The organism is Segatella bryantii (assembly GCF_022024215.1).
Taxonomy (GTDB): Bacteria; Bacteroidota; Bacteroidia; order Bacteroidales; family Bacteroidaceae; genus Prevotella; species Prevotella bryantii.
In genome coordinates this window covers 626,028-651,287 of sequence record NZ_CP091798.1, presented here as the reverse complement: position 1 = coordinate 651,287, position 25,260 = coordinate 626,028, and the positions used below count along the sequence as shown (strand labels likewise).

The 25,260-nt window shown below is 37.2% G+C and carries 18 protein-coding genes and 1 pseudogene; 7 read left to right on the top strand and 12 right to left on the bottom strand.

Features of this window, described 5'->3' with window-relative positions; translation table 11 throughout:
- Positions 1–435 precede the first annotated feature (435 nt).
- The 10 genes and pseudogenes from L6471_RS06675 to ppdK form a co-directional block, all read right to left on the bottom strand.
- The gene (locus L6471_RS06675) at positions 436–1,203 is read right to left on the bottom strand and encodes a hypothetical protein (RefSeq protein ID WP_237797597.1); all 768 of its coding nucleotides are present in this window, start codon (positions 1,201–1,203) and stop codon (positions 436–438) included.
- A 100-nt stretch (positions 1,204–1,303) separates the two neighbouring features.
- On the bottom strand, positions 1,304–1,543 hold the full coding sequence (locus tag L6471_RS06670; RefSeq protein WP_237797596.1) for a hypothetical protein: 240 nt from the start codon (positions 1,541–1,543) through the stop codon (positions 1,304–1,306).
- A gap of 156 nt (positions 1,544–1,699) precedes the next feature.
- Positions 1,700–2,113: a nucleoside 2-deoxyribosyltransferase gene (locus L6471_RS06665; protein WP_237797595.1), complete on the bottom strand. Its 414-nt coding sequence runs from the start codon at positions 2,111–2,113 to the stop codon at positions 1,700–1,702.
- A gap of 41 nt (positions 2,114–2,154) precedes the next feature.
- Entirely contained in the window at positions 2,155–2,670 is a 516-nt protein-coding gene (locus L6471_RS06660; RefSeq protein ID WP_237797594.1) for a phospholipase D family protein, read from the bottom strand.
- On the bottom strand, positions 2,670–5,093 hold the full coding sequence (locus L6471_RS06655) for a DUF262 domain-containing protein (RefSeq protein WP_237797593.1): 2,424 nt from the start codon (positions 5,091–5,093) through the stop codon (positions 2,670–2,672). The genes L6471_RS06660 and L6471_RS06655 overlap by 1 nt, the downstream gene beginning before the upstream one ends.
- Positions 5,094–5,096: 3 nt before the next feature.
- Positions 5,097–7,001 (bottom strand): DUF262 domain-containing protein, encoded by a 1,905-nt coding sequence (locus L6471_RS06650; protein WP_237797592.1) that lies wholly within the window; start codon positions 6,999–7,001, stop codon positions 5,097–5,099.
- A 22-nt stretch (positions 7,002–7,023) separates the two neighbouring features.
- Positions 7,024–7,515 carry a 3'-5' exonuclease gene (locus tag L6471_RS06645; protein WP_237797591.1) on the bottom strand — a complete coding sequence of 164 codons (492 nt, stop codon included), beginning with the start codon at positions 7,513–7,515 and terminating at the stop codon, positions 7,024–7,026.
- Entirely contained in the window at positions 7,512–8,033 is a 522-nt protein-coding gene (locus L6471_RS06640; protein WP_237797728.1) for a helix-turn-helix transcriptional regulator, read from the bottom strand. Before L6471_RS06640 ends, L6471_RS06645 begins: the two co-directional genes overlap by 4 nt.
- 1 nt (position 8,034) lies before the next feature.
- Positions 8,035–8,345: pseudogene (locus tag L6471_RS06635) on the bottom strand (DUF4172 domain-containing protein); the annotation flags it as partial.
- 214 nt (positions 8,346–8,559) lie between these two features.
- Positions 8,560–11,280, bottom strand: a complete 2,721-nt coding sequence (gene ppdK / locus L6471_RS06630) for a pyruvate, phosphate dikinase (protein ID WP_074614035.1) — start codon at positions 11,278–11,280, stop codon at positions 8,560–8,562.
- A 217-nt stretch (positions 11,281–11,497) separates the two neighbouring features.
- Between ppdK and rlmD the strand changes: the two genes are divergently transcribed.
- The 3 genes from rlmD to L6471_RS06615 all read left to right on the top strand — a co-directional run bounded on the left by rlmD (position 11,498) and on the right by L6471_RS06615 (position 14,580).
- Positions 11,498–12,937, top strand: a complete 1,440-nt coding sequence (gene rlmD / locus L6471_RS06625; protein WP_074614034.1) for a 23S rRNA (uracil(1939)-C(5))-methyltransferase RlmD — start codon at positions 11,498–11,500, stop codon at positions 12,935–12,937.
- Positions 12,938–13,079: 142 nt separating this feature from the next.
- On the top strand, positions 13,080–14,198 hold the full coding sequence (locus L6471_RS06620; protein WP_237797590.1) for a porin: 1,119 nt from the start codon (positions 13,080–13,082) through the stop codon (positions 14,196–14,198).
- A gap of 121 nt (positions 14,199–14,319) precedes the next feature.
- Positions 14,320–14,580 (top strand): hypothetical protein, encoded by a 261-nt coding sequence (locus L6471_RS06615; protein WP_006282533.1) that lies wholly within the window; start codon positions 14,320–14,322, stop codon positions 14,578–14,580.
- Between the two features lie 7 nt (positions 14,581–14,587).
- Here the strand turns inward: L6471_RS06615 and L6471_RS06610 are convergent, their stop codons facing one another.
- Positions 14,588–15,874 (bottom strand): DUF3078 domain-containing protein, encoded by a 1,287-nt coding sequence (locus L6471_RS06610; protein WP_074614032.1) that lies wholly within the window; start codon positions 15,872–15,874, stop codon positions 14,588–14,590.
- Positions 15,875–16,021: 147 nt separating this feature from the next.
- On the opposite strand from L6471_RS06610, the gene L6471_RS06605 reads away from it, so the two are divergent.
- Genes L6471_RS06605 through L6471_RS06590 form a run of 4 tightly spaced genes read left to right on the top strand, consistent with a single transcriptional unit; the run spans position 16,022 to position 23,414 of the window.
- Positions 16,022–17,626 carry a CTP synthase gene (locus L6471_RS06605; RefSeq protein ID WP_006282535.1) on the top strand — a complete coding sequence of 535 codons (1,605 nt, stop codon included), beginning with the start codon at positions 16,022–16,024 and terminating at the stop codon, positions 17,624–17,626.
- A 4-nt stretch (positions 17,627–17,630) separates the two neighbouring features.
- Positions 17,631–19,556, top strand: a complete 1,926-nt coding sequence (gene yidC, locus L6471_RS06600) for a membrane protein insertase YidC (RefSeq protein WP_074548503.1) — start codon at positions 17,631–17,633, stop codon at positions 19,554–19,556.
- A gap of 51 nt (positions 19,557–19,607) precedes the next feature.
- Entirely contained in the window at positions 19,608–21,761 is a 2,154-nt protein-coding gene (locus tag L6471_RS06595) for a S9 family peptidase (protein WP_074548505.1), read from the top strand.
- Between the two features lie 33 nt (positions 21,762–21,794).
- Complete coding sequence (locus tag L6471_RS06590) at positions 21,795–23,414, top strand: peptide MFS transporter (RefSeq protein ID WP_006282538.1); 1,620 nt, start codon at positions 21,795–21,797, stop codon at positions 23,412–23,414.
- Between the two features lie 422 nt (positions 23,415–23,836).
- Here the strand turns inward: L6471_RS06590 and L6471_RS06585 are convergent, their stop codons facing one another.
- Positions 23,837–25,240 carry an MFS transporter gene (locus L6471_RS06585; RefSeq protein ID WP_074614031.1) on the bottom strand — a complete coding sequence of 468 codons (1,404 nt, stop codon included), beginning with the start codon at positions 25,238–25,240 and terminating at the stop codon, positions 23,837–23,839.
- Positions 25,241–25,260: the final 20 nt, after the last annotated feature.

The window sequence follows — 25,260 nt, the reverse complement described above, 5'->3', positions numbered from 1 at the left end:
GTCGCCGTCTTAAATAACGTCAAAAAGCCGATTTTTACCTCATTCTAACATCAAAACGTTACCTTACCCTCTTTTTCTCTACCTTTCCGAGCTAATCGACACTATACAACAATAGCAAAAAAGAAGCGAGGCAAGAACCTGTTCACCAAGTCCTTGCCTCGTATTTTACTAATTTTCAGCATCTTTCGATTACTCCTCTACAGCTGCCTGCGCGGCTACTAACGGATGCAGGTTATCAGATGAACCGATTTATTCTCTCCCCTTCTCATTCCACTTTCCTTTTAACTGAAATTATCTGTGTTGTCTGTTTTTCTTTTCATCATACTCGCAAAAATTCATTTTTCCCAAATTGTACGAATTGTGGTGCAAAATAAACAAAGACCTCCGTCAACTGGTGGCAGAGGTCTTTGGGATTTATTGAAAAAGTTGTCTTTTTTATAAAACAACCCTATCTTGCCACAATTTCATTTCATCATGCATTATTTTAACAACCTCTTTTAGAGGCTTTACATCACTTTTTTTATTCGTTATTTCTGCTAATTCATGAAGAAAGACAAACATAGAATTAAATTTATTAGAAACTTCCCATTGCCTAGAACAAGGATGGTCTATGCAAACAGTAGGAATATTGTTAATTCTGCCTACCTGTGCTTTGATGTTGGAAAATACCTTAGAATACTCTATATTTTGCCCTTCTTGCGATTTCTCTAATTGCTCAAATGCATTAATACCTAACAAGATGATCCGTTTAGGGCGAATTATACCTATTAGTTCGAGAGTGCTTTTTATACCTATTTCCATTAGCTCTTTCTTGAGATCGTTGTTGCCATTTTTTGACTCAAAAGGAGAAAGATTTGTCCAAACTGTTTTCTTATCATTATCTATGCTTTCGTCATGACGAAAATCATTGTATCCTAAAAAAAATCTTGCTCTTTGATTGAAATTCCAAACAATCTTATCTTCTTTATTAAATCGTTCTGACCAACAACGATTTCCTGCAAGATACTCTTCTGTCGTCTTCTTACTTGATCCATCTCCAAGATTCCCTTTTGGATTTATTCCTATAAGCATGAGGTCTACCTCACCATCTATACAATTTAATGGGGACTGTGTATAATATGATGTATTATACTTTTCTGACAATTTGTTGAATTCTGGGACATACTTTTCTGCCCATTTTACAATTTTTTCTTGAACGTTCATAACTTTGTCGGGATTATAATTAGAATACATCTATTTGGTAGATTTGTTTCACAGTTATCTCATCTTTATCTAACTGGTAGAGGCCAGAAGGCAAATCATCTTAGATTACCTCTCGCTCATAATAATCCATATCCTCATCCACTAAGACTTTTTTATAATAATTCTGCTCGTCTTGTTCAATTCTACCAGTAAAACATTGGGGAATCTCAAAAGTCTCACCATCATTTACCTCTATTTGATAAGCTTCTAGGCCTTGTTGTTCAAGAAGATCTCTCGTATTATTATCATCATAATAGTCAAGACCATAATCTTCGCAAATACTTTCAATGGTTGGCATCATTAATACAAACATAACAATAAAAATTAAGCATTTTACAATATTTGTCTTGCTATCCACGCAATAGCTTCTGCATCTGGGAGGTCGTTATTCATTCCTCTGATACATAATAATGTTCCGTATTCTGAACACCGTCAAAATCAAGAAAGATTATCTTCTTCATGAATCACACTCCTTTTGTAATATGCTGTCTATTATAGGATATATTTCAGATTCATCCTCATAGGGATGGATGTTGTAGAATGCATTACCGGCCAGCATTGCCGAGAGACTTGTTCTGTTCTTGTTGTAGAAGATATGGCAAGGTATCTGGAAACGTTCAGCATATGCCAGCTCATAACCAACACCCAAAGACGGACAAGTACATTCTGCTATCAATACGTCACTTTCACGCAGCCAATTAGTATCTTGGTTGTATATATCTGTTACAGTTTGCTCCTCTTCTGACAAATTGAGGTTGCCAACATGTTCTGTCAGCACAATGTCAGTCTTCTGAATGTATTTAATCAGGCGTTCATATAAGTTAGCATCAATGCGTCCGCCTCGAATTGAACCTGCAAAATATACTTTCATAATGATGATAATGGTTTTTAAGTCTTTCTTGTGAAAGTGTGTCAACATACTATCGGGTCAGGACAGAACTCTCTTCGCTTGCATTTCTTGCAATGCTTTCCTATCCATACTTCATCGAACTGGTTCATTGCCTTTTCTACGATTTCTTGATCATCAGTCAAGATGCCAGCCTCGAAGTTGCGAGTAGTTTCAGCCTTCATGCCAATTCCCGCACCAGTGAGATTAGCACTGCCTACATAAACCTCCTTCCCATCGAACACAAGCATCTTAAAATGAACACGCGGACAAAACACACGTTCCAAGCGGTCATAGAGTACAGGGTACTTGTCAAAATCTTCTCTGAAGTTTTGGCCAGGTTCTTTAGCATGAATGAGCCGCACCTCCACGCCACGCCTTATGAGCATAGCGATAAGAGCCAGGAACGGTTTCTTTTCCCTACCCACATTCACATACAAATCTTTTATGTCAGCAGTACCAATCCAAAGCATATGCTTCACGGACTGCACCCGTGATAACACATCTTTGTAGTGGGCGGAGTTGGAGATATATGTGAGCATTACGATATTTGCAATTTTTTAATCAATTCGTCCAATGCTTCTGTAAATTGTGATGTTTCAGAGGCCATTTCTTGCGTCGGCCCAAAACAATACCACTTTTCCTCTGGGGCATCTTTGCTCTCGTCTTTGACAATAGGCTCACAATTTTCTAAATCTTTTATCATGCGGACATAGCCTTCTCTATGCCACTGAAAAAACTTACTTCGATATATGAATTGAATATCCCAACCATATAAATAAGATGTTTGATTTACTTTGGTTTCTGGCCATATTTCAATTTTATCGTTATGAAGCAATCTGTTGCGTAAATAATTGAGTACAACAATTTCTTTGTGCGAAGTTGCATCAGACCTGCGTTGAGAATACCGAGTTAACACATCGTAATGATTCCAATTAGTTAAAATGTGCCAAGAATTGTAACAACATAAAAGATTATGAAGCAATAGATCCTGGGTTATCCAATCTTGTGAACATGTCTTGTCTATCTCTAATTGAGGCGTGGTTAGCAAGTAATGGATGGCGCTTTGATAGTCGTTCTTCAACAAAGAAGTGTGCCAAAACTCTTTGTAGTACCCAAACCAGTTTTCTCCAATATTGATTCGGCTTAGTAACGCTCTCAATAATATGGCGTTGGTTTTACATTCTTCGACTATTTCTCCATTTTTGTCAATATACTTCTTCGCTTTTTCCCATTTGGTATCAAAATCTTTCCAACTTTTATCATTCACATCCCCATTCTCATCTGTAAACAGGAACCTAATTGAACCATGGAAGAAGGCATATTTCTCTGCTTCAATGATGATTTCTTCCCAAGTTATATAGTTAGAACCATCTGTTTTCTTGCAAGAACCGACGTATTTTCGAAGGGTCCCATTTTCATCAAGGATTTGTTTTGCTTTTGCGATTTCTTCTTTAACTTGTTCCTGTGCAAAATTAGATTTGACTTGTAGTTGTGAATTTGATAAGAAGTTATAAATATCGTCCGTCCCCTCTGATAATTCATCAATTAAGCGCATTGCACCTATCATTGCTGGGATTGTCTCTATTCCAGAATTTTCTACAATGTTCCAAACCACACGCATCCATTGCCTAAAAGAAGTTTCGTCAAAATCACCTTTTTCAAAATACCTGCAAACAGCAAGGAAAACAACTCTTTCTCTTTGTCCTAGAGTTGTAATATTTCCTGCTTCGTCGTATTTGGGAATAAATTCAAATTTAGAATCAACCCATGCTGGAAAATAATTATTCAAGTTGCAGTTTTTCGCAGACTTATAAAAATTATTTAGCAAGTTTCTGAAAGATTTAAAAAATGAAAGTGGTATTGATTTTTCTTCAGTTTCTTTTGTGAATAGGTATTTATCTAATCCTGAATATTGCAATTGAGAATCGTTACTTTTATTACCATACAGATAATTGAACGTGCTATTATTTTCTTCAAGCTCATTTGCTGAATACAAGTCTGTATTATCTTCTTTCTTGGCGCAGATTAACTCCTGAAGGAAATACCTATTAATAAATGCAAAGTATATCTCGTCTATTTTACTATCTTGGGATTTGTTTTTCCAAAATATATCTGTCCAGTCTGTGTCTAGCTTTATAGGAATTCCATTTTCAGCGTTTAAAAGACCCTCCCATTCTGCTTCACCCTGTTTTGTGACATATCCAATTAGGTCTGCTTTGAAATTCTCAAAACTAGTCAGCTGTTTTCCACGGGCATTCATTTTAATATATAAGTCATCAGAAAGGCCGAAGTCTTTCAAAGGCAGATGGTAGAACACAATAGGTGCGTTGCCGGAAGTGAGTTCCTCCCAATAACTCTTAAAAACACAATATACTTTACCATCAATAAAGCACTCTGAAGAGCAATTAAATAACTCTTCTATCCCATCAACAATATCCTCATTCTTTTTATTTGTTACTTTTGTTCCACCCAACATCCTCAGCATTGATTGGATAGTTGGATCCTGTTTCCATGCAGAATAGAACCAAGTCTGCTTGGTAATAAAACCAACAATATCGTTGCCATTAAAATTCTCAAAGTTTTCTGGTTCACATAATTTCTCACAGAATTCGCGGGATGAAATACGTGTCTCGTATGTAAACTTTTTGAGGATAGCACAATTATCGTTGTTCAGCTCTCCTGCACGCAACGCGATATACCAATGCAATAGCCAAAGCGTGGTTAGACGTTGTTGACCGTCCAATGGATATAGTTTTCCTTCCTCCATTGAACCATAAACAAAATCCAGTTTCATTTTTTTGCCATCATTATCTAAGGCGTTTTTCAAATCTCTTAAAAAGTTTTTGCGCAAATTTTCTTTGCCTAATCTACCTTGCGCATAATCGCGTTGAATGATGGGAATTTCAACTATATATTTATTTAAGAAATTCCAAAAAGATATTGCTTTTGTATTGTTGCACATATTCTATTCCTCCAGTTTGTTTATACAATCATATATGTCTTTCAAATAGCCTTCAGCATCAATCTTTGTCCAATAGTTGGCGTCACTCATTGTTGCAGAGTAATACTTCATAAACACTTGTTTCGTACAAGGCGGAACGAAAGATGATTTAGCTTTCTTTTCTTCTCCTAATTGTAATTTCCCGTCTTTGCCGATTTTGGGTATGGCTATTGACAGTCCTTTGTCTTTGCCGATGATCACGCGGCGTTTTCCAGAAAAGATGGCATTTCCGTAACTGCGATTAGTTGAAGAGTCCAATAGAGTGTAATTCCATATCCTGTTTTTCTCTACAGGCGTCCATTCTTCGTTTTGCGAGATTTTTTTCTTGATTTCTTCAAACAATTTCTCCTTTTTATCATTTGAAGATTCAAAATATGACCGTATTTTTTGTTGTGTGTCATCATCTGCACTAAGATATACATTCAACAGCCATTCATTTTGTGTATCGGCATCTTCCTCGTCATTTGTGGTGTTGGAGTTGATGTGTTCCACATCCCAATTTTCAAGTTTGTATAAATGGAATGGAAATTTGTAAAATACTCCCAATTTATAGTCTTCGTTGCTTAGATTGTTTTTGTTTTGATTAATAACGGTTTGAATGTTTTGAAAAAGCAGTATGGGTTTGCATCTTCCTTTATCATTACCATCTTCTTTGTATTGAAAATCAAGCCTGGGACACTTATCAATTATCTTCGTTTTTATTTCAGTTTTCAAATGTTTTACAAACGAGTCTTTATCTAAAGAACTGAGCCATTGTGAAACAAGTCCTGATATCGAGTACGTATATTCAATCAGATATCCAATGTAATGATATAGTTCCAAGTCATCAAACCACTCTTTGAATGTCTGGAAATATTTTTTCACTTCCTTCCAACAGTCTTTTATTTTTGATGGTTCTGATTTGAAATACTCGTAAAAATAACGGAATGTCCTGTAGTCATCAGTTCCTATAGAATCGTATAATTTACCTTCCAATTTCAGACTGTTTTGCCCACAAATCAAATCAAATATGAAATCGATTCTTGTTGGGCGATCATAGCCTTTTTCGTGTAAAAATAGCCAAAACTCATCGTTTTGTAAAGTATATTCAATGTTGTCCCATTCGCTGGCAATTTCCTGCTGGCGCAGTTTTAAATGTTCAGAGTCTTTTTCGCCAAAGTTCGAACGGTTAAGAAACAAAGCCTTGATAAGTTCGGCGTTTGTTAATGAGATTTTTCCGATATTAAGACGGGTGAAAACTTTGATGGGGTCTTCATTAACGGATTCGTACCAAATGAATCTAACATTATTTGCTTTATCATGCGGTTTGCCTTGATTACTGTCTAATTCGTATTTCAATAATGCATTACAAAAATCACCTTTGTTAACATTGTTGTTTTTCATCCAGAACTCAATAGTTCTGAATGCTGAACTCATATAGAAAAAATCTATGTATGAATCATTTATTTCTCTACTTTCTGAAATATCATTCAAGAAGTTAGTAACATTAAACTCTTTGGATTCCCGTTGATATTTCATTTCATATAGACATGTAGGTAATCCTAATATACTAATGGCATCTTTCAATGACGATAGGATTAAGAAAATGGTGGTTAGACGTTGTTGTCCATCAATCACTTCATACCATTCATCATTGCTGATTAATTTGCATTTAGTTTTTTCTTCATTGCTCATCAGTTTTACTACAAGTGGCTGCAAGCAATAGAACTCATATTCCTGCTTTTTCTTTTTTGAAAACTCCCAGATGTCACTTAGCAAGTCTTTTACTTGCTGTTCCGTCCAACGATATCCACGCTGGTAGCTTGGTATAAAGAACTTCATTCCAAGAAGTTCGTTTACCGATTTTAGTTCAATCTTATTTTCTGCCATAATGATTTATCTTTTCTCTTTTTTACAATATTTCTCTTGCAATCCAGGCACATGCTTCTGCATCTGCCAAAGCATTGTGATGATTCTCCAAACAATATCCACATTCAGCAGCAACTGTATGCAGTTGGTGGTTTTCCAAATAGCGGAAAGCTCTGCGTGAAGCAGCAAGTGTATCATAGAACTCATAGTCAGGATAGTCCATCTGATACACACGGAAAACAGCCTTCAGACAACTTTCGTCGAAGGGTTTGTTGTGTGCGACGAGGGGCAGTCCCTCTATCAGTGGTTCTATATCTACCCATACTTCGGGGAAGATGCGGGCGTCCTCGGTGTCCTCACGGCTGAGACCATGAACCTGACTGCACCAATAATTATAATAGTTCGGTTCGGGTTGGATAAGAGAGTAGAACGAATCTACTATCTCACCATTACGAACAATGACAATTCCAACAGAACAAACCGAAGAACGCTCGTTGTTAGCTGTCTCAAAATCTATTGCTGCAAAATCTTTCATTTCGAGTCATCTTTGTATTTGTTCCACATTCTCTTAATCTTACCGGCAATCTCTTTGCGGAGCCAGTAGGGTTCAAGTACCTCCATGTCTTCACCATTCCAAAGCAGTTCCTGCTGGAAATTAAACTCTGGACGGAGATTGAAGGAGAAAATACTGTACTCTTCGTTACGCTCAATCTCTTCCTGCGACTCATGCATCTTCAAGTCACGGATATAGTTGGCTTGTCCCGCTGATACTTTTAACTTAATAGGTTGAATCTTGACAGACTGTTCGGCTATGATACCAAAGCAACCATCAAAGAAGTCATTGGCAGTCCAATCCTTCGGCATTTCAAATTTCTCTTCTGTTGCATGAAGATATTTAATACGATCCAGAGAATAGATACGTGGGCCTTTCTCATAATAATAAGAATAGGTACTACGTGCTACCATGTACCAACGCTGACGGAACAACTTCACGCAGTATGGCTGTATATCGAAATTGTTCTCCTCGTCCTTCCAATAACTGTGGTAGGTCATGTTCAGTACACGAACCAACAACAGAATCGACATAGTATGAAGGCGCAATATCTTTCACGTTCTCAATACCAACTTCCGGGCAATGGAAGAACGAACCTGATCAACGTTCAGCCGTATGCCTTCTATCTCCGAAGAATATAGTACATCGTATGTCAGGTTCTCTGCCATTGCACGGAGTTTGCTGTCAAATCCCAATGAACTTAACCTGCCGTATAGCAAGCCCTGCATACGGAATACTTTCTCCTGAAGGAGAGACACCTCAGAAGCGTCCCAACGGAAGTTTGTCCAATTTTCTCTTTCGTGTATATGCATAACGCATTTCTACTTTGTGCGACAAAATATTATATATAACGCCGCAAATTCTGCGGCAAAAAATACAAAATTATTGTCGAATAGCCTAACAAATCTGAAAATAATCGCATATTATGCGACGTTTTTGTCTCCAAAACGTCGAAAGCATTCTTGGAGATACAAAAAAGGACCTGCCCAAACGGACAGGTCCATTTCATTATATCAGAGAATTAATTTACTCCTCGACAGCAGCCTGTGCGGCGGCTAGACGTGCGATTGGCACACGGAATGGAGAACAACTTACATAGTTCAAGCCTGCACGATGACAGAACTTAACAGAAGATGGCTCACCACCATGCTCACCACAAATACCACACTTCAAGTTAGGATTTGCATTACGTCCCTTCTCTACTGCAGTTTCAATCAACTGACCAACACCTTCCTGATCGAGAACCTGGAATGGATCGTGCTCCAAAATCTTACCATCGATATAAGTATTCAAAATAGAAGCAACGTCATCACGGCTATAACCAAATGTCATCTGAGTCAAGTCGTTTGTACCGAAGCTAAAGTAATCAGCATACTTCGCAATCTTATCAGCAGTAAGAGCTGCACGTGGAATTTCAATCATAGTACCGAGTTTGAACTCGACTTCTACGCCTTCTTCTTCGAAAAGTGCTTTTGCTGTAGCCTTAATAACCTTCTGCTGAGATTCAAGCTCCTTGAATGTACCTACTAATGGAACCATAATCTCTGGCTTTGGATTAAAGCCTTCCTTCTTCAACTGAATAGCAGCACCGAGGATAGCCTTAGTCTGCATAGCAGTAATCTCTGGGTATGTAATACCAAGACGGCAACCACGGAGACCGAGCATAGGGTTAGACTCCTGAAGAGCCTTAACACGTGCCTGAATGAACTCCAAGCTCTTACCCATTTCATCAGCCATAGTCTGCTGACCTTTCAAATCATGAGGAACAAATTCGTGCAAAGGTGGGTCCAAAAGACGGATGTTAACATCCTTACCATCCATACACTTCAAAATGCCATAGAAGTCCTGCTTCTGAAGTGGAAGAAGTTTTGCAAGAGCTACTTCACGACCTTCTTTACTATCAGAAAGAATCATCTCACGCATAGCCTTGATCTTATCCTTCTCAAAGAACATATGCTCTGTACGACAAAGACCGATACCTACAGCACCGAAGTTAGCAGCAACCTCTGCGTCATGTGGAGTATCTGCGTTGGTACGAACAACCATCTTTGTATACTTGTCGCAAAGTGACATCAACTCAGCGAAATCACCTGTTACCTCAGCTGCTTTTGTCTTAACTTCACCCTCAAGAACCTGACCTGTAGAACCGTTCAAAGAGATGTAATCACCCTCTTTGAAAGTCTTACCATTAACAGATACTGTACGAGCCTTATAATCGATTACCAATTCACCTGCACCTGATACACAGCACTTACCCATACCACGAGCAACAACAGCTGCGTGAGATGTCATACCACCACGTGCAGTAAGAATACCTTCTGCAGCAGTCATACCTGCAAGGTCCTCAGGAGAAGTTTCAATACGAACCATAACTACATTCTTACCATCAGCATGCCACTTAGCAGCATCTTCTGCAAAGAATACAATCTGACCACAAGCTGCACCTGGAGATGCTGGTAGACCCTGTGTAAGAACTTTAGCATTCTTCAAAGCAGCCTTATCGAATACTGGGTGGAGAAGTTCATCCAACTTCTGAGCCTCACAACGCTCAATAGCTGTTTTTTCATCAATCTCACCTTCGTGGAGAAGATCCATAGCAATCTTAACCATTGCAGTACCTGTACGCTTACCGTTACGTGTCTGAAGGAACCAAAGTTTACCTTCTTGTACAGTGAACTCCATATCCTGCATGTCATGATAATGCTTCTCCAATTTATCCTGAATACCATTAAGTTCAGCATATACATCTGGCATAGCCTCCTCCAAAGAAGGATATTCAGAAGCACGAGTAGCTTCATCAATACCAGCAAGTTTAGCCCAACGACGTGAACCTTCAACTGTAATCTGTTGTGGTGTACGAATACCAGCTACAACATCCTCACCCTGGGCATTAATCAACCATTCACCATTAAAGATATTCTCACCAGTAGCAGCATCACGGCTGAAACATACACCAGTAGCAGATGTTTCGCCCATGTTACCGAATACCATAGCCATTACTGAAACAGCTGTACCCCATTCTTGAGGAATATCATTAAGTTTACGATAGAGAATAGCACGCTCATTCATCCAACTATCGAATACAGCACAAATAGCTCCCCACAACTGATCTTCAGGATTCTCTGGGAAGTCGTGACCTGTCTGATCCTTGATAGCCTTCTTGAAAAGAACAACAAGCTGCTTTAACTCATCAACATTCATCTCATTATCAAGAGAAATACCACGCTGAGCCTTAACCTGCTCGATGATAGCTTCGAATGGATCAATATCTTCCTTGTTAACTGGTTTCATACCAAGTACAACATCACCATACATCTGTACAAAACGACGATAGCTATCATAAGCGAAGCGCTCATTACCAGTCTTTCTTGCTACACCCTCAACAACAACATCATTCAAACCAAGGTTAAGAATTGTATCCATCATACCTGGCATAGAAGCGCGAGCACCAGAGCGAACAGAGAGGAGAAGAGCATTTTCAGGATCACCGAACTTCTTGCCCATGATATCCTCAATCTGCTTCATAGCCTTTGTGACATCATCCTTCAACAAAGCTACAACGTTTTCTTTTCCCTTTTCATAATACTCAGAACAAACTTCAGTAGTAATTGTGAAACCAGGAGGAACTGGAACACCGATAAGGTTCATTTCAGCCAAATTGGCACCCTTACCACCAAGCAGATTTCTCATATCTGCTCTACCTTCAGCCTTACCATTACCGAAGGTATAAACTCTTTTTTCACTCATAGTTGATATTAAATATATTCAAAAATTATTGATCATAACTACTTTTCTCTTGCAAATATAAAAAAAACCCATCGTTCAAACAAACTTTTACGTAAAAAATTACGGAACGTTTTCTTGATTTCAATTGTTATCGCACACAATGTAAAATACACATTACAGTTTATACAATATGAACATTTTTTCGTAACTTTGCAACACAAATTTGAAAATAAGAAAAATGAGTAGAAAAAGAAAGCCGTTACCTATTTTGGAGAATGTAACGATTACAGATATCGCTGCTGAAGGTAAGTCTTTAGCAAGAGTTAACGACATGGTTGTCTTTGTTCCATTTACGGTTCCTGGAGATGTTGTCGATTTGCAAGTTCGCAAAAAAAAGCATCATTATTGTGAAGCTGAAGTGATCAGATTTATTCAATATAGTGAAAAGCGAGAAAAGCCTTTTTGCGAACACTTTGGAATTTGCGGAGGATGTAAATGGCAAAATTTACCTTATGAGGAACAAATAAAAGCCAAACAAAAGCAGGTACAAGATCAACTCACTCGTATCGGCAAAATTGAACTCCCAGAATTCCATCCTATTATGGGGTCGCAAAAGATTAAAGAATATCGCAACAAACTAGAATTCGGATGTGCTAATAAACGTTGGTATACAAAAGAGGAAATTGCAGCTTTGCCACCAAAACAGGAAGGTGAAACTGGGAGTCTAACAGAAGGTGCCATTGGGTTTCATATTACAGGAGCTTTCGACAAAATTTATCCTATCAACAAATGTTGGTTGATGGATAATTTGAATAATGAAATAAGGAATGAAATTGGCCGATATGCTACAAGCCATGACATATCTTACTATAATATCCGTGAACAACATGGCTTATTACGCGACATCATGTTCCGTAATAGCAATACAGGCGAATGGATGGTACTCATCCAATTCCATTACGATGAAGAAGGTGATCATGAGAAGGCTCTGGGTCTCCTACAACATATTGCGGACAGTTTCCCTCAAATTACTTCTTTATTATATGTGAACAACCAAAAAGGAAACGACACTTTTGGAGATTTGGATATCGAGGTTTTCAAAGGCAAAGACTATATCTATGAAACCATGGAGGACTTGAAGTTCAAAGTTGGTCCAAAAAGTTTCTACCAAACAAATACCGATCAGGCTTACCACCTTTACGAAGTAGCTCGAAATTTTGCGGAATTAAATGGAGAGGAGTTAGTTTACGACCTTTATACAGGAACAGGAACCATCGCAAACTTCGTTGCTCACCATAGTAAAAAAGTAATTGGTATCGAATATGTACCAGAAGCTATTGAGGATGCTAAAGTAAATAGTGAAATCAACGGAATTGACAACACTTTATTCTATGCTGGAGACATGAAGGATATTTTAACCGATGACTTTATTAAGCAGCATGGAAGACCTGATGTCATTATTACAGACCCACCAAGAGCCGGCATGCACCCAGATGTAATTCAGGTTATCCTTAATGCAGCTCCAAAACGTATTGTCTATGTAAGTTGCAACCCTGCTACACAGGCAAGAGACTTAGCTCTTCTTGACTGTGATTATAAAGTCATGCAAGTTCAGCCTGTTGACATGTTTCCACATACGCCACATGTAGAAAACGTCGTACAACTTTATCGAAGATAACAATTCAATAAGACTTTATAATATCTTTATTTACCCATTTTCAACGCTTTTTTTTAAAAAACTCGAAAATGGGTAATAATGTTATAAAAAAAAGCTATATTTGCAAAAAAATGGTTAGTTTTTTAAAATAGATCTTGCATTTATGAGAAAAGGATTTATTACTCTTATATTAGCAATTGCCACATTAAACGCTAATGCACAAATTAAGCTCCCGGCATGGTTAAGTAACGTAAAACTATCTGGATATGCCCAGACTCAATACCAATATACCAGTCAAGAAGGTGCTAAAGCCAATAGTTTCAACCTTAGAATAATAAGGATGTCACTTGACGGTCGAATCGCTGATGATTTCTATTGGAAAATTCAATTACAAATGAACGGCAACACGTCTACCCTGACAAGTGCACCAAAAGTTGTAGATTTATTTACAGAATGGCAAAAATTCGATTTTTTCAAAGTAAAAATTGGACAATTTAAAAATCCATTTACATTTGAAAATCCAATGAATCCGATTGACCAAGGTTTTATGGGTTATGGTCAAAACGTACAGAAATTAGCAGGCTTTACAGACAGAGCTGGTGGTCACTCTAGTAATGGTAGAGATATTGGCTTGCAATTTCAGGGTGATTTCCTCAAAAATGCTAATGGAAGAAACCTATTACACTATCAAATAGGAATCTTTAATGGGCAAGGTATTAACGTAAAAGATATAGACCAGCAAAAAAATATTATTGGAGGTATATGGGCTATGCCTGTAAAAGGTATGCGAATTGGTGCCTTTGGATGGACTGGCTCATACGCAAGAAAAGGAACATGGACAGAAGATAATGTCACATTCAACGGAGTAAGAAAACTCGCTCAAAATCGTTATGCATTTTCTGCTGAGTATCTCGTAAACGATTGGACTTTCAGATCAGAATATATACATTCTACAGGCTATGCTTTTGCAAAAACTCTAACCAACACAAACGATGCTACAGCTAGTGATTGTAATTTGAGTTCAAATGGAAATAAAGCACAAGGTGTTTATGCCTTGGTAATAGCACCAATTGTCAAGCAAAAATGTCATATAAAAGCTCGTTATGACATGTACCAGCCGAATGGAGAAATCAACAAGATGAAATCACAATATGAGTTGGGAATGGATTATGAGTTTACTCGCAATTTAGAAATCAGTGGTGAATTTGCTCACATCAATGACCGTTCATTAGTAAAGCACAACTATAACATGATCGACATCGAAGTATCATTCAGATTTTAATTCCATATCACCATATAAAAAGGTGTATCAAAAATGATACACCTTTTTATACCCATCACCCTTCAAACAATAATAAATATTATTTTGTATAAGTAATAACAATTATTTTTAAGAAAAACATATGATAGAAGAAAATACCGATACCAAAGCAACCAGTCAAGAATCTACCTACCACGTTTACAATAGCAAAAACTACCAACGCAGCCACAAAGACAGCCGAGGACATCATCATCACCATCATTTAAGTGCAGCAACATTTAAAGATGAAGCTACACGCTATAAAAAGAAAAAGCGTGTTATTGCTAACACACTTTTCTTAATACTTGGTACTATTGCATTAGTTATTATCATTGCTGTGTACTGGCTATATACAAACGAATAAGACTCTGCTAAAACGAATACGAAAATCCTAAAGAGCAATATTCTTTAAATTCCCAATAGCCATAATCAGTATCACGAGTCCCGCCATCATCAAATCGTGGATACAAGAATATATTAGCAGATATATACCGATTAAACTGTAACGAAATCTGATTTTCCCATTCAAACTCCGTACGGTTATATGTAGTATAACCATACATTCTTGTTTTCCACTTCACCATATCAGATAAGGCCCACGTCAAATCAACAGTAAACTCAGAACCAAAGTCCGAAAGGCTGTGACGACCTTCATCAATACCGTTTCTTGTAGAAAGCTCCAATCGATCAACATATTTCCAGTTGTAAGCAAAAGGAGCTAAATGAACCGTACCAGTTAGTTTTTTATTCAACCAACTAACAGTATAATCCATACCGACAGACACATTTAAATTGAACGGAGACATAAAATCACTATATACAAAAGGATCATTACTCTTATAACCACGTGTGAACTGAGTATAAGCAATCAACTGCAACGTATAATACCATTTACTGGCAGCCTGTAGACCCAACTTTCCGGTATATCGTAATAAATCTTCTGAAGTTTTATATTTATGGAGAGTATCACCGCGCGAAGTCTGATAACCTAACTTCAACTCTAATTTATTATCCCACTTTACTTTTTGCTTATTATTATAATTAGCCTGCAAAGTTACACTTCCGAGCATAGAATAATTACTTTCTCCTCCTTTATACCAATTACCTGAGATATAATTTTGTAAGAATTGAAGATAATAATCGCCAGAAAAAGTCCAAAAATTTGGTTTAGTCACCCAAACATCCATAGAAATAACATCTGGCTCCATTGGAACAGGAGCGACTCTATCAATAATGTTGTGACTCGGATTTTGTACGGAATGATCATCTACCCCATTTATAGATGTCGAAATCAACTCATTCTCGGTAAAGCGTATCAAATCTGGTCGACGGAGATAAATATTCATCAACGAATTATTCAACAATCGATTAGCTATTCCACCTTGCTGCTTTTCAAGATTTAGAATATCTTTAGCAGGACCTTTATAAAATGTTAGTGGAGAAAACAAAATGAAATCATTTTCTACACTCAAAGGCTTTACCATTGACTGAAGAGTATCCAACCTACGCTCATAATTCTTCAACGAATCATCATATTGTCTTAAAAAAGAAAGAGACACATCATCTATATGTGTCTGTCTTGCACGCCTTTGGGCTTGACTACCCAAATTAAACATACATAGAACAATAAGGCTTATAAGTATTTTATTCATCATCATTCATAAAAAATCGGCTACAAAGGTAAGAAAAATAGTTTATAGAATACACAGATTAACACAGATTATTATTTTGATTACTTGTTTGTTTCATATTTTTGTTGTAACTTTGCAACTTGTTAATTATAAAGTAATTTAAAAATCACAATCGTGGCTGAAACAAAGTATATCTTCGTCACCGGTGGTGTAGTGTCTTCACTAGGTAAAGGTATTATCTCTGCATCCATTGGCAAATTGCTCCAGGCTAGGGGCTACAACATCACAATCCAAAAATTTGACCCATACATTAACATCGACCCAGGTACTCTGAATCCATATGAACATGGAGAGTGTTATGTTACTGTAGATGGAATGGAAACCGACTTAGACCTTGGTCATTATGAGCGATTTACAGGTATTAAAACAACAAAAGCTAATTCTTTGACAACAGGCCGTATATATAAAGCTGTCATTGACAAAGAAAGACGCGGAGATTATTTAGGAAAAACGATTCAAGTCGTACCTCACATCACTGATGAAATAAAGAGAAACGTAAAGTCTCTTGGACAAAAATATAATTATGATTTTGTTATCACTGAAATTGGTGGTACAATAGGTGACATCGAAAGTGCACCTTTCATGGAAGCCATACGACAGTTAAAATGGGAATTGGGCAAAAATGCAATTAACGTACATTTAACATACGTGCCTTACTTGAAGGCTGCAGGAGAGCTCAAGACCAAACCAACCCAACATTCTGTAAAAGAACTACAGAGCGTTGGTATTCAGCCTGACATACTTGTACTCCGCACGGAAAAACATCTACCTAATGGTATCCTTAAAAAAGTTGCAAGTTTCTGTAATGTAGATTATGATTGTGTATTCCAAAGCGAAGACCTTCCAAGCATTTACGAAGTACCTGTACATATGCAAGAGCAAGGACTCGATGCTGCTATATTAAGAAAAACAGGTATGAACGTAGGAGAAACTCCTGCATTAGGTCCGTGGAAAGCTTTTTTGGAACGCCGAAATAACTCGACTGAAACTGTTAATATAGGTCTCGTTGGCAAATACGATCTACAAGACGCATATAAAAGTATACGCGAGAGTCTATCACATGCAGGAACTTACAATGATAGAAAAGTTAATATCACTTTCATTAACTCAGAATACATTACTGAAGAAAATGTAGCTGACAAGCTAAAAGGCCAAGATGGAATTGTTGTATGTCCAGGTTTTGGGCAACGTGGTATTGAAGGCAAAATCATAGCAGCTCACTATACAAGAACTCACGACATACCTACATTCGGTATATGCCTAGGTATGCAAATGATGGTTATCGAATTTGCTCGAAACGTATTGGGTTATGCAGATGCAAATTCAAAAGAAATAGATGAAAAGACTCCACATAATGTAATTGACATTATGGAAGAACAAAAAAACATCTCAACCATGGGCGGTACAATGAGACTTGGAGCTTATGAATGTGTATTAAAACAAGGATCAAGAGTTTTTGATATTTACAAGAAAGAGCATATTCAAGAAAGACATCGCCATCGTTATGAATTTAACAATGACTATCAGAAAGAGTATGAAAAAAATGGAATGAAATGTGTAGGAAGAAATCCAGAAAGCGATTTGGTAGAAATTGTAGAAATACCAACATTGAAATGGTATATCGGAACACAATATCATCCTGAATATCAAAGCACTGTATTACATCCTCATCCTCTCTTCGTTGATTTTGTAAAGACAGCAATTGCTAACAAAAAATAAATAAATGAACAAGAATAACATTACAGGCATAGTTCTTATTGCCCTTCTTATTATCGGTTATGGCTGGTATACTCAGCCATCAGAAGAAGAAATTAAAGCTCAACAAGAACAACTTGCAAAGCAAGAAGAAGCTAAGAAAAAGACCGAGAAGGCCTTTAAGGATGCTGAAAAAGCCAAACAAGAAGCTGCCAAAGCTAAAATTCTTGAAGATACAACAGCTTTGTTTCATTCTGCATTGAATGGTAAAGCTCAAACGGTTACATTGCATAATGATAAAATTGAGCTAACATTAAATACAAAAGGTGCAACAGTAGAAAAAGCTGTTATTAAGAACTATGTAGGTCATAACATTCAAGTAAAAGATGGTTCAAAAGATCAGGACAAAGTAACTTTGTTTGATCAAAAAGATCAAGCCCTCAAATTTATGCTTTCAGCTAAAGAGGCTAACATCGTTACTTCTGAACTATATTTTACAGCTTCTGAAGTTACAGACTCTACAGTCGTATTTACTGCAGAGGCTGCTCCCGGCAAAAACATTAAGCTGAGCTATGTATTAGGTAAAGATTATATGCTCCACATGCAGTTAAGTGTAAACGGCATGTCTGGCATTTTTGCACCTAATACAAATACAATGGATGTTGACTGGGCTGAACGTTGTCGCCAGCAAGAAAGAGGATTCTCATTCGAAAATAGATATGCTACTCTCACCTATCACAATACAGAAGGTGGAACAGATTATCTGAATGAAACAAAAGAAGCTATTGACGAAAAAATAGAAGAGAAAGTAGATTGGGTCGCATTCAAAAATCAGTTCTTCTCATCAGTGATGATTGCCAAGAATGATTTTCAAGAGAATGCTTTAATGACAAGTATTCCACAGGACAAAGAATCAGGCTATCTAAAACAATATCAAGCTAAGTTGAAAACATTCTTTGATCCAACAGGAAAACAACCTTCAGAATTTGATTTCTACTATGGCCCAAACGATTTCCGACTTCTACAAAAGGTTGAGTCTGAAAGCAATTTTGGCAAAGACTTGGAATTACAGCGATTAGTATACTTAGGATGGCCATTATTCCGAATCATTAATCGATGGTTCACACTTTACGTATTTGATTGGCTTAGCAAGGTATTTCCAATGGGTATTGTCTTAATTCTTATCACTTTACTCTTAAAGGTTATCACCTATCCAATGGTAAAGAAAAGCTATATGAGCTCTGCTAAAATGAGAGTTCTTAAGCCTAAATTGGAAGAAGCTACCAAACAATACGATAAGCCAGAGGATCAAATGAAGAAACAGCAGGCTATGATGGCTGAATACGCAAAATACGGAGTAAGTCCATTATCAGGCTGTTTACCAATGCTCATTCAGATGCCAATTTGGATTGCTATGTTCAACTTCGTTCCTAACGCAATCCAACTCCGTGGTGAGAGTTTCTTGTGGATTAACGATTTGAGTACATACGATCCTATCTTCGAATGGGGAACCAATCTATGGATGCTAGGCGACCACATCAGCTTAACCTGTATCTTATTCTGTGGTGCAAACATTCTATATAGCTGGTTCACAATGCAGCAACAAAAAGATCAAATGGTAGGCCAACAGGCAGAACAAATGAAAATGATGAGATGGATGATGCTTTTAATGCCGCTCATGTTCTTCTTTATGTTCAATGATTATAGTGCCGGTTTGAACTTCTACTATTTTGTCAGCTTGTTTTTCAGCGCAGCCATCATGTGGACACTTCGAAAAACAACAAACGACGAAAAGCTACTTCAGATTCTAGAAGCTAGATACAAAGAGAATAAAACCAATCCCCAAAAGGTATCAGGCTTAGCTGCTCGTTTACAAGCTATACAACAAGAACAGATGGAAATGCAACGCAAACGAGAAGAATTAGAACGCAAAAAAAATAGTCTAAATAAATAAAAAAAGGGCGGACATTCTAATGCCCGCCCTTTTAATCTACTACTTCTAATTATGAACAATTTAATAACGTTGGCAGCTGCAGCAATTCTAACTTGCAGTACTGTACAAGCACAAACTATGATTGGAAAGAGTAACATAAAACTTGAGAGAGATTTAATGACCCCAGAAGCATTATGGGCTATGGGAAGAATCGGAGGAGTTACGACCTCACCAGACGGGAAAAAAATCGCCTATCAAGTAGGTTACTACAGTGTTAAAGAAAACAAAGGACACCAAATCCTTTATGTAAGCGACAGCAATGGTAAGAATAAAATACAACTTACCCAAGATGCTAAAAGTGAAAGTGATGTTGCCTGGATAGAAAATGGTAAAAGCCTAGCCTTTTTAAGAGACGGTCAAATTTGGAAAATGGACGCTGACGGCAAAAACCGTAAACAACTCTCCAATTCAAAAATTGCCATTGAAGGTTTCCGTTTCTCACCTGATGGCAAAAAAGTGTTACTTATAATGAGTATACCATATTATGGTAGCATCAAAAAAAATCCTTCAGACTTACCTCTAGCAAGTGGACGCGTTGTAACAGACCTTAATTACAGACATTGGGATCACTATGTTGAAACAATAGCACATCCCTTTGTAGCAGAATTAAAAAATGACAAAATTACAGAGGGTATAGACATTCTAAAAGGTGAACCATACGAAAGTCCATTAGCACCATTTGGCGGTATTGAACAATTTGCATGGAGTCCTGACTCAAAAAATGTAGCTTACACCTGCAGAAAGAAAGAAGGTGTAGACTATGCCATATCAACAGATGCCGATATCTATCTGTACAATATAGAAAGCGGAAAGACGATTAACCTTTGCAAACCTGCAGATTATAAGGCACCAAAAGTTGATCCTACAAAAAGTTTAAAAGACCAAGCTGTAAATCATCAAAACGGAGATTTCAATGTTGGCTACGACATCAATCCAAAGTTCTCTCCTGATGGAAACTACATCGCTTGGCAAAGTATGGAAAGAGACGGTTATGAAAGTGACCGAAATCGCCTTTGTATATATAACATTAAAAAAGGCACAAAAAAATATGTAACAGAGACATTTGATTCTAATGTCGATGATTATTGTTGGGCTAATAATTCTAAAACACTATATTTTATCGGTGTTTGGGAAGCAACCACAATGGTATACCAGACTAATTTGAATGGTGAGATAAAACAGCTCACAGATGGATGGTATGACTATGGAAGCATTCAGACTTTGGGCAACACGAATATGCTAATTGCTACACGCCACAGTATTTCTCATCCTGATGATATCTACCTTATCAAGCCTTCAGACAAAGCCAAGAAGAGCGCAGTAACTCAAATCACCAATGAGAACAAGCATATTCTTGATCAAATGCAAATGGGAAAGGTAAGCCAAAGATGGGTAGAAACAACAGATGGCAAAAAAGAGTTAGTTTGGATTATATTACCTCCTCACTTTGATGAAAACAAAAAATATCCTACTTTACTTTTCTGCGAAGGTGGTCCACAGAGCCCTGTTTCACAATTTTGGAGCTACCGTTGGAATTTCCAAATTATGGCGGCACAAGGATATATTGTCGTAGCTCCAAACCGTCGTGGATTACCTGGTTTTGGACAGGCATGGAACGAAGAAGTAAGTGGTGATTGGACAGGTCAATGTATGAACGATTACCTAAGTGCCATCGATGATGCGGCAAAATTACCATATGTAGACAAGGACAGATTGGGATGTGTAGGTGCCAGTTTCGGCGGTTTCTCTGTATATTATCTTGCAGGACACCACAACAAGCGTTTCAAAGCATTTATTGCTCACGATGGAGCTTTCAATCTTGAATCTATGTACACTGACACAGAAGAGGATTGGTTTTCTAACTGGGAATATGAAGACGCTTACTGGAAAAAGAACAGATCAAAGAATGCAGAAAAAACTTATACCCAAAGTCCACATCTTTATGTAGATAAATGGGATACTCCAATTTTGTGTATTCACGGTGAAAAAGATTTCCGAATCAATTATAATCAAGGAATGGGAGCATTTAAAGCTGCTCGAATGAAAGGCATTCCAGCAGAATTGCTACTTTATCCAGACGAGAATCATTGGGTACTAAAGCCACAAAATGGAATTTTATGGCAGAGAACATTCTTTGAATGGCTTGACAAATGGTTGAAAAAATAAATTATTTAATAGACAACAAAAAAATAAAATAAAATGAGTCATCAACAAGGACATCCAAAAGGCCTATACCTGTTGTTTGCTACAGAAATGGCCGAGAGATTTAGTTACTATGGCATGCGCGCCCTCTTTACTCTTTACATGGTCGCTGCCTTATTTTCAACAACTGATGCTTTCCAGATTTATGGATCATACACCGGTCTCGTATATCTGACTCCACTAATTGGTGGCTATATTGCAGACCGTTATTGGGGAAACAACAAAAGTATAATTACTGGTGGCATTATCATGGCCATTGGCCAATTTTTGTTATTTGCAAGTGCATGTTTCGTAAAACAAAGTATTACCATTGCTCCAGAACTTGGTGGAACAATTGATCCAAATGTAGATAATTTCATGGCCAAGATGCTGATGTTTGCTGGTTTGGCAGCTCTCATCTTTGGTAATGGCTTCTTTAAACCAAACATCTCTACAATGGTAGGCGACTTGTATGAGCCAACCGATCATCGCAAAGATGCAGCATTCACTATATTCTATATGGGTATCAATGTAGGTGCATTCATCGCTCCATTTATTTGCGGAGGTGTAGGTACGGGTAGTTGGGAAGATCCTTCTAACTTTAAATGGGCTTTCTTTACAGCTGGATGTGCTATGGTACTATCTATCGTAATCTTTGCTAGTCTTAAGAATAAATATCTAAGAACACCAGAAGGTGTGTTGATAGGTAACAAACCTAAATCACAATTAGTTAAAGAAGAGGCTCTATCAAGAGGTGAAGAGATTAAAGAGGACGAAACTCCTAAAGTTAAGAATTCTATATGGCGTCCTATCTTAAGTCTAGCCTTAGCCATAGTTTGCTATATTGCTTTTGGCGGTCTTAATGCTGGTAACTTCAACGATATAATATCTGCTGCTGTTTTTGCTATTGCAATAGCAATGCCTGTATTCATTATCACAGACAAGAGCCTTACCAAAGAAGAAATGAGTCGTATTGGCGTAATTTATATTATTGCCATTTTCGTAATTTTCTTCTGGTCAGCTTTCGAGCAGGCAGGTGCATCACTCACTTATTTTGCAGAACATAATGTAGATAGAAATCTATTTGGTATTGACTTCAAGACTGCTTGGTTCCAAAGCGTTAACCCTATTTGTGTTGTATGTTTTGCTCCTCTTTTCGCCATACTTTGGGAGAAATTAGGAAAAATAGGAAAAGAGCCTGCATCTCCAATGAAACAAGCACTCGGTTTAATGCTTTTAGCAATAGGATATGCAATTATCGCTTTTGGTACAGCTGGTGTAACAGGCAACTCTAAAGTTAGTATGTTCTGGCTTATCGCAATGTATGCAATCCACACTTGTGGTGAGCTTTCTCTGTCGCCTATCGGATTGAGTATGGTAAACAAGTTATCTCCTGCACGTTTGGCTTCTTTACTCATGGGTGTATGGTTTATGAGCAATGCTGCAAGTAACATTCTTGCCGGCAAATTCTCAACCTTATTCCCTGAACCTGGTAAACCTGCCCAAAGCATACTCGGATGGGAAGTTGCAACATTGACAGATTTCTTCCTTATCTTTGTTGTAATGGCTGGTGTTGCAAGTGTTGTTCTAATTTGCCTCTGCCCTCTTTTAAAGAAGATGATGAAGGGTATAGAATAAACAGCATATACTTTCATATAAAAGGCGAATGAAAAATTTATTCATTCGCCTTTTATTATGACTTTTACCGTACGTTTATCTTTTTGCAAAGATTAAACGTACTGTAAAAATTGAAAATCGATAAAATATGTGCCCGAAGTGCTAATATATAAGTATTGCAGACCTATTATAAAAAGTAAATTTTGGGATATCCATTTTGTTTTTATAGTTGTGTTCTAACGGAAAGCCGATAAAATTGGACACCAATACAAAAAATATGAATCTAAGACAATTAACACATACTTACTCTATATATCAAACTGAGAAAAACAGCATCATTATAAACATGTAATATGTAAACAAAAAACTCATATTGTGCCACAACTAAATAATAAGTTAGAAACACAATATGAGTATAAATATGATAGAGATTTCAGACTTTTTTAATCTTTGATATTAGCCTGTTCTAGTCCATAATTATTTCTTGCATCCAATACCTTAAGGAGAATACCAAATAAGACAGCAGCAACACCAAAACCAGCAAAAGTCATCATTGGAACAACAAAAGTAGGAACCCCATTATAGGTATTATTCTCAATAATGGTTCCCATAAGCATCGGAATAAGAGTCAAACCGATATTTTGAATATAAAATATGATTGCATAAGCACTACCTAATTGCTTCATCGGAATAATTTTTGGCACAGAAGGCCACATAGCACTAGGTACTAAACTAAAGGCCACTCCCAACAAAATAACGAGTGATACAGCAAACCATGTCTGCTCAACAATAGGTAAAGCAAAGCAAACATGTACACCCGTCAAAATCAAGGAACCAATAATCATCAATGTAGCTCCCTTACCAACTTTATCATATATACTACCAAAAATAGGCGTTAAAATAATAGTACCAAATGGCATTACAGAAGGAATCCATCCTGCATAATAAGGATCAACATGGTATTTATAAATCATCACCTTAGTTGCAAACTTCAAAAAAGGGAAAATACCACCATAAAAACATAGGCACATGAATGTTATAAGCCAGAATCCTGGATTTTTAAAAATAAGGCCCAAATCACTCAAGTGGAATTTTTCATCTTCGCCAGCTTCTACAAAACTATTCGCCTGAGGATCGCTCTTATCCAGTTTAACATCCATTACATCATAAACGAGCCATAACAAAAGACCAATAACCAGCAAAACTAATCCCAAAAGCAAAGGGGCTGATAAATGAAACTTCTCGGCTAGCGGTACACTCACCCAAAAAGTCATAGCTGTACCTAAACGAGCTAAAGCTACTTGAATACCCATAGCCAAAGCTAATTCATGACCAGTAAACCATTTCGTCATAACCTTAGATATCGTAATACCCGCAATTTCTGCACCTACACCAAAAATGGCAAAACCAAGAGAAGCTATCAAAACCTGATTTTTAATAGCATGGTCAAGTCCTGTATAGCCACCTATAAGAGGAATATTAATTAAAGTTGTACCCTCTGTCGACATATACTCTATCGCATAGAACTTAATAGCAGCTCCAACTACCATTAATATACAAGATAAATTTCCTGTAAAACGAATACCCATCTTATCCAGAATGATTCCACCAAAGAATAACATTCCTAAGAAGACATTAATAAATCCATAAGATCCTGAGAATACACCGTAATCCGAACTAGGCCATCCTAAACCTCCCTCTGAAGCAGGAGTTTCAAGCATTGTCTCCAAAGGAGCCATTACATCTGTAAGGAAATAACCCATCATCATGGTGATGGATACAATAATTAATGCAGCCCAGCGTGCTTTAAAGCTATCACTGAGCCTTTCTCTTATGATTTCAGTCATAGTTTATAAAAACTCTCTCT

What these genes read in the sequence shown, in the direction of transcription:
- L6471_RS06665 (WP_237797595.1), bottom strand. Translation starts at nt 2,113, where the DNA reads ATGAAAGTATATTTTGCAGGTTCAATTCGAGGCGGACGCATTGATGCT.
- rlmD (WP_074614034.1), top strand. Translation starts at nt 11,498, where the DNA reads ATGAGTAGAAAAAGAAAGCCGTTACCTATTTTGGAGAATGTAACGATT.
- L6471_RS06655 (WP_237797593.1), bottom strand. Translation starts at nt 5,093, where the DNA reads ATGTGCAACAATACAAAAGCAATATCTTTTTGGAATTTCTTAAATAAA.
- L6471_RS06670 (WP_237797596.1), bottom strand. Translation starts at nt 1,543, where the DNA reads ATGATGCCAACCATTGAAAGTATTTGCGAAGATTATGGTCTTGACTAT.
- L6471_RS06585 (WP_074614031.1), bottom strand. Translation starts at nt 25,240, where the DNA reads ATGACTGAAATCATAAGAGAAAGGCTCAGTGATAGCTTTAAAGCACGC.
- L6471_RS06610 (WP_074614032.1), bottom strand. Translation starts at nt 15,874, where the DNA reads ATGATGATGAATAAAATACTTATAAGCCTTATTGTTCTATGTATGTTT.
- L6471_RS06675 (WP_237797597.1), bottom strand. Translation starts at nt 1,203, where the DNA reads ATGAACGTTCAAGAAAAAATTGTAAAATGGGCAGAAAAGTATGTCCCA.
- L6471_RS06615 (WP_006282533.1), top strand. Translation starts at nt 14,320, where the DNA reads ATGATAGAAGAAAATACCGATACCAAAGCAACCAGTCAAGAATCTACC.
- L6471_RS06660 (WP_237797594.1), bottom strand. Translation starts at nt 2,670, where the DNA reads ATGCTCACATATATCTCCAACTCCGCCCACTACAAAGATGTGTTATCA.
- L6471_RS06640 (WP_237797728.1), bottom strand. Translation starts at nt 8,033, where the DNA reads ATGACCTACCACAGTTATTGGAAGGACGAGGAGAACAATTTCGATATA.
- L6471_RS06595 (WP_074548505.1), top strand. Translation starts at nt 19,608, where the DNA reads ATGAACAATTTAATAACGTTGGCAGCTGCAGCAATTCTAACTTGCAGT.
- L6471_RS06620 (WP_237797590.1), top strand. Translation starts at nt 13,080, where the DNA reads ATGAGAAAAGGATTTATTACTCTTATATTAGCAATTGCCACATTAAAC.
- yidC (WP_074548503.1), top strand. Translation starts at nt 17,631, where the DNA reads ATGAACAAGAATAACATTACAGGCATAGTTCTTATTGCCCTTCTTATT.
- L6471_RS06590 (WP_006282538.1), top strand. Translation starts at nt 21,795, where the DNA reads ATGAGTCATCAACAAGGACATCCAAAAGGCCTATACCTGTTGTTTGCT.
- L6471_RS06645 (WP_237797591.1), bottom strand. Translation starts at nt 7,515, where the DNA reads ATGAAAGATTTTGCAGCAATAGATTTTGAGACAGCTAACAACGAGCGT.
- L6471_RS06650 (WP_237797592.1), bottom strand. Translation starts at nt 7,001, where the DNA reads ATGGCAGAAAATAAGATTGAACTAAAATCGGTAAACGAACTTCTTGGA.
- ppdK (WP_074614035.1), bottom strand. Translation starts at nt 11,280, where the DNA reads ATGAGTGAAAAAAGAGTTTATACCTTCGGTAATGGTAAGGCTGAAGGT.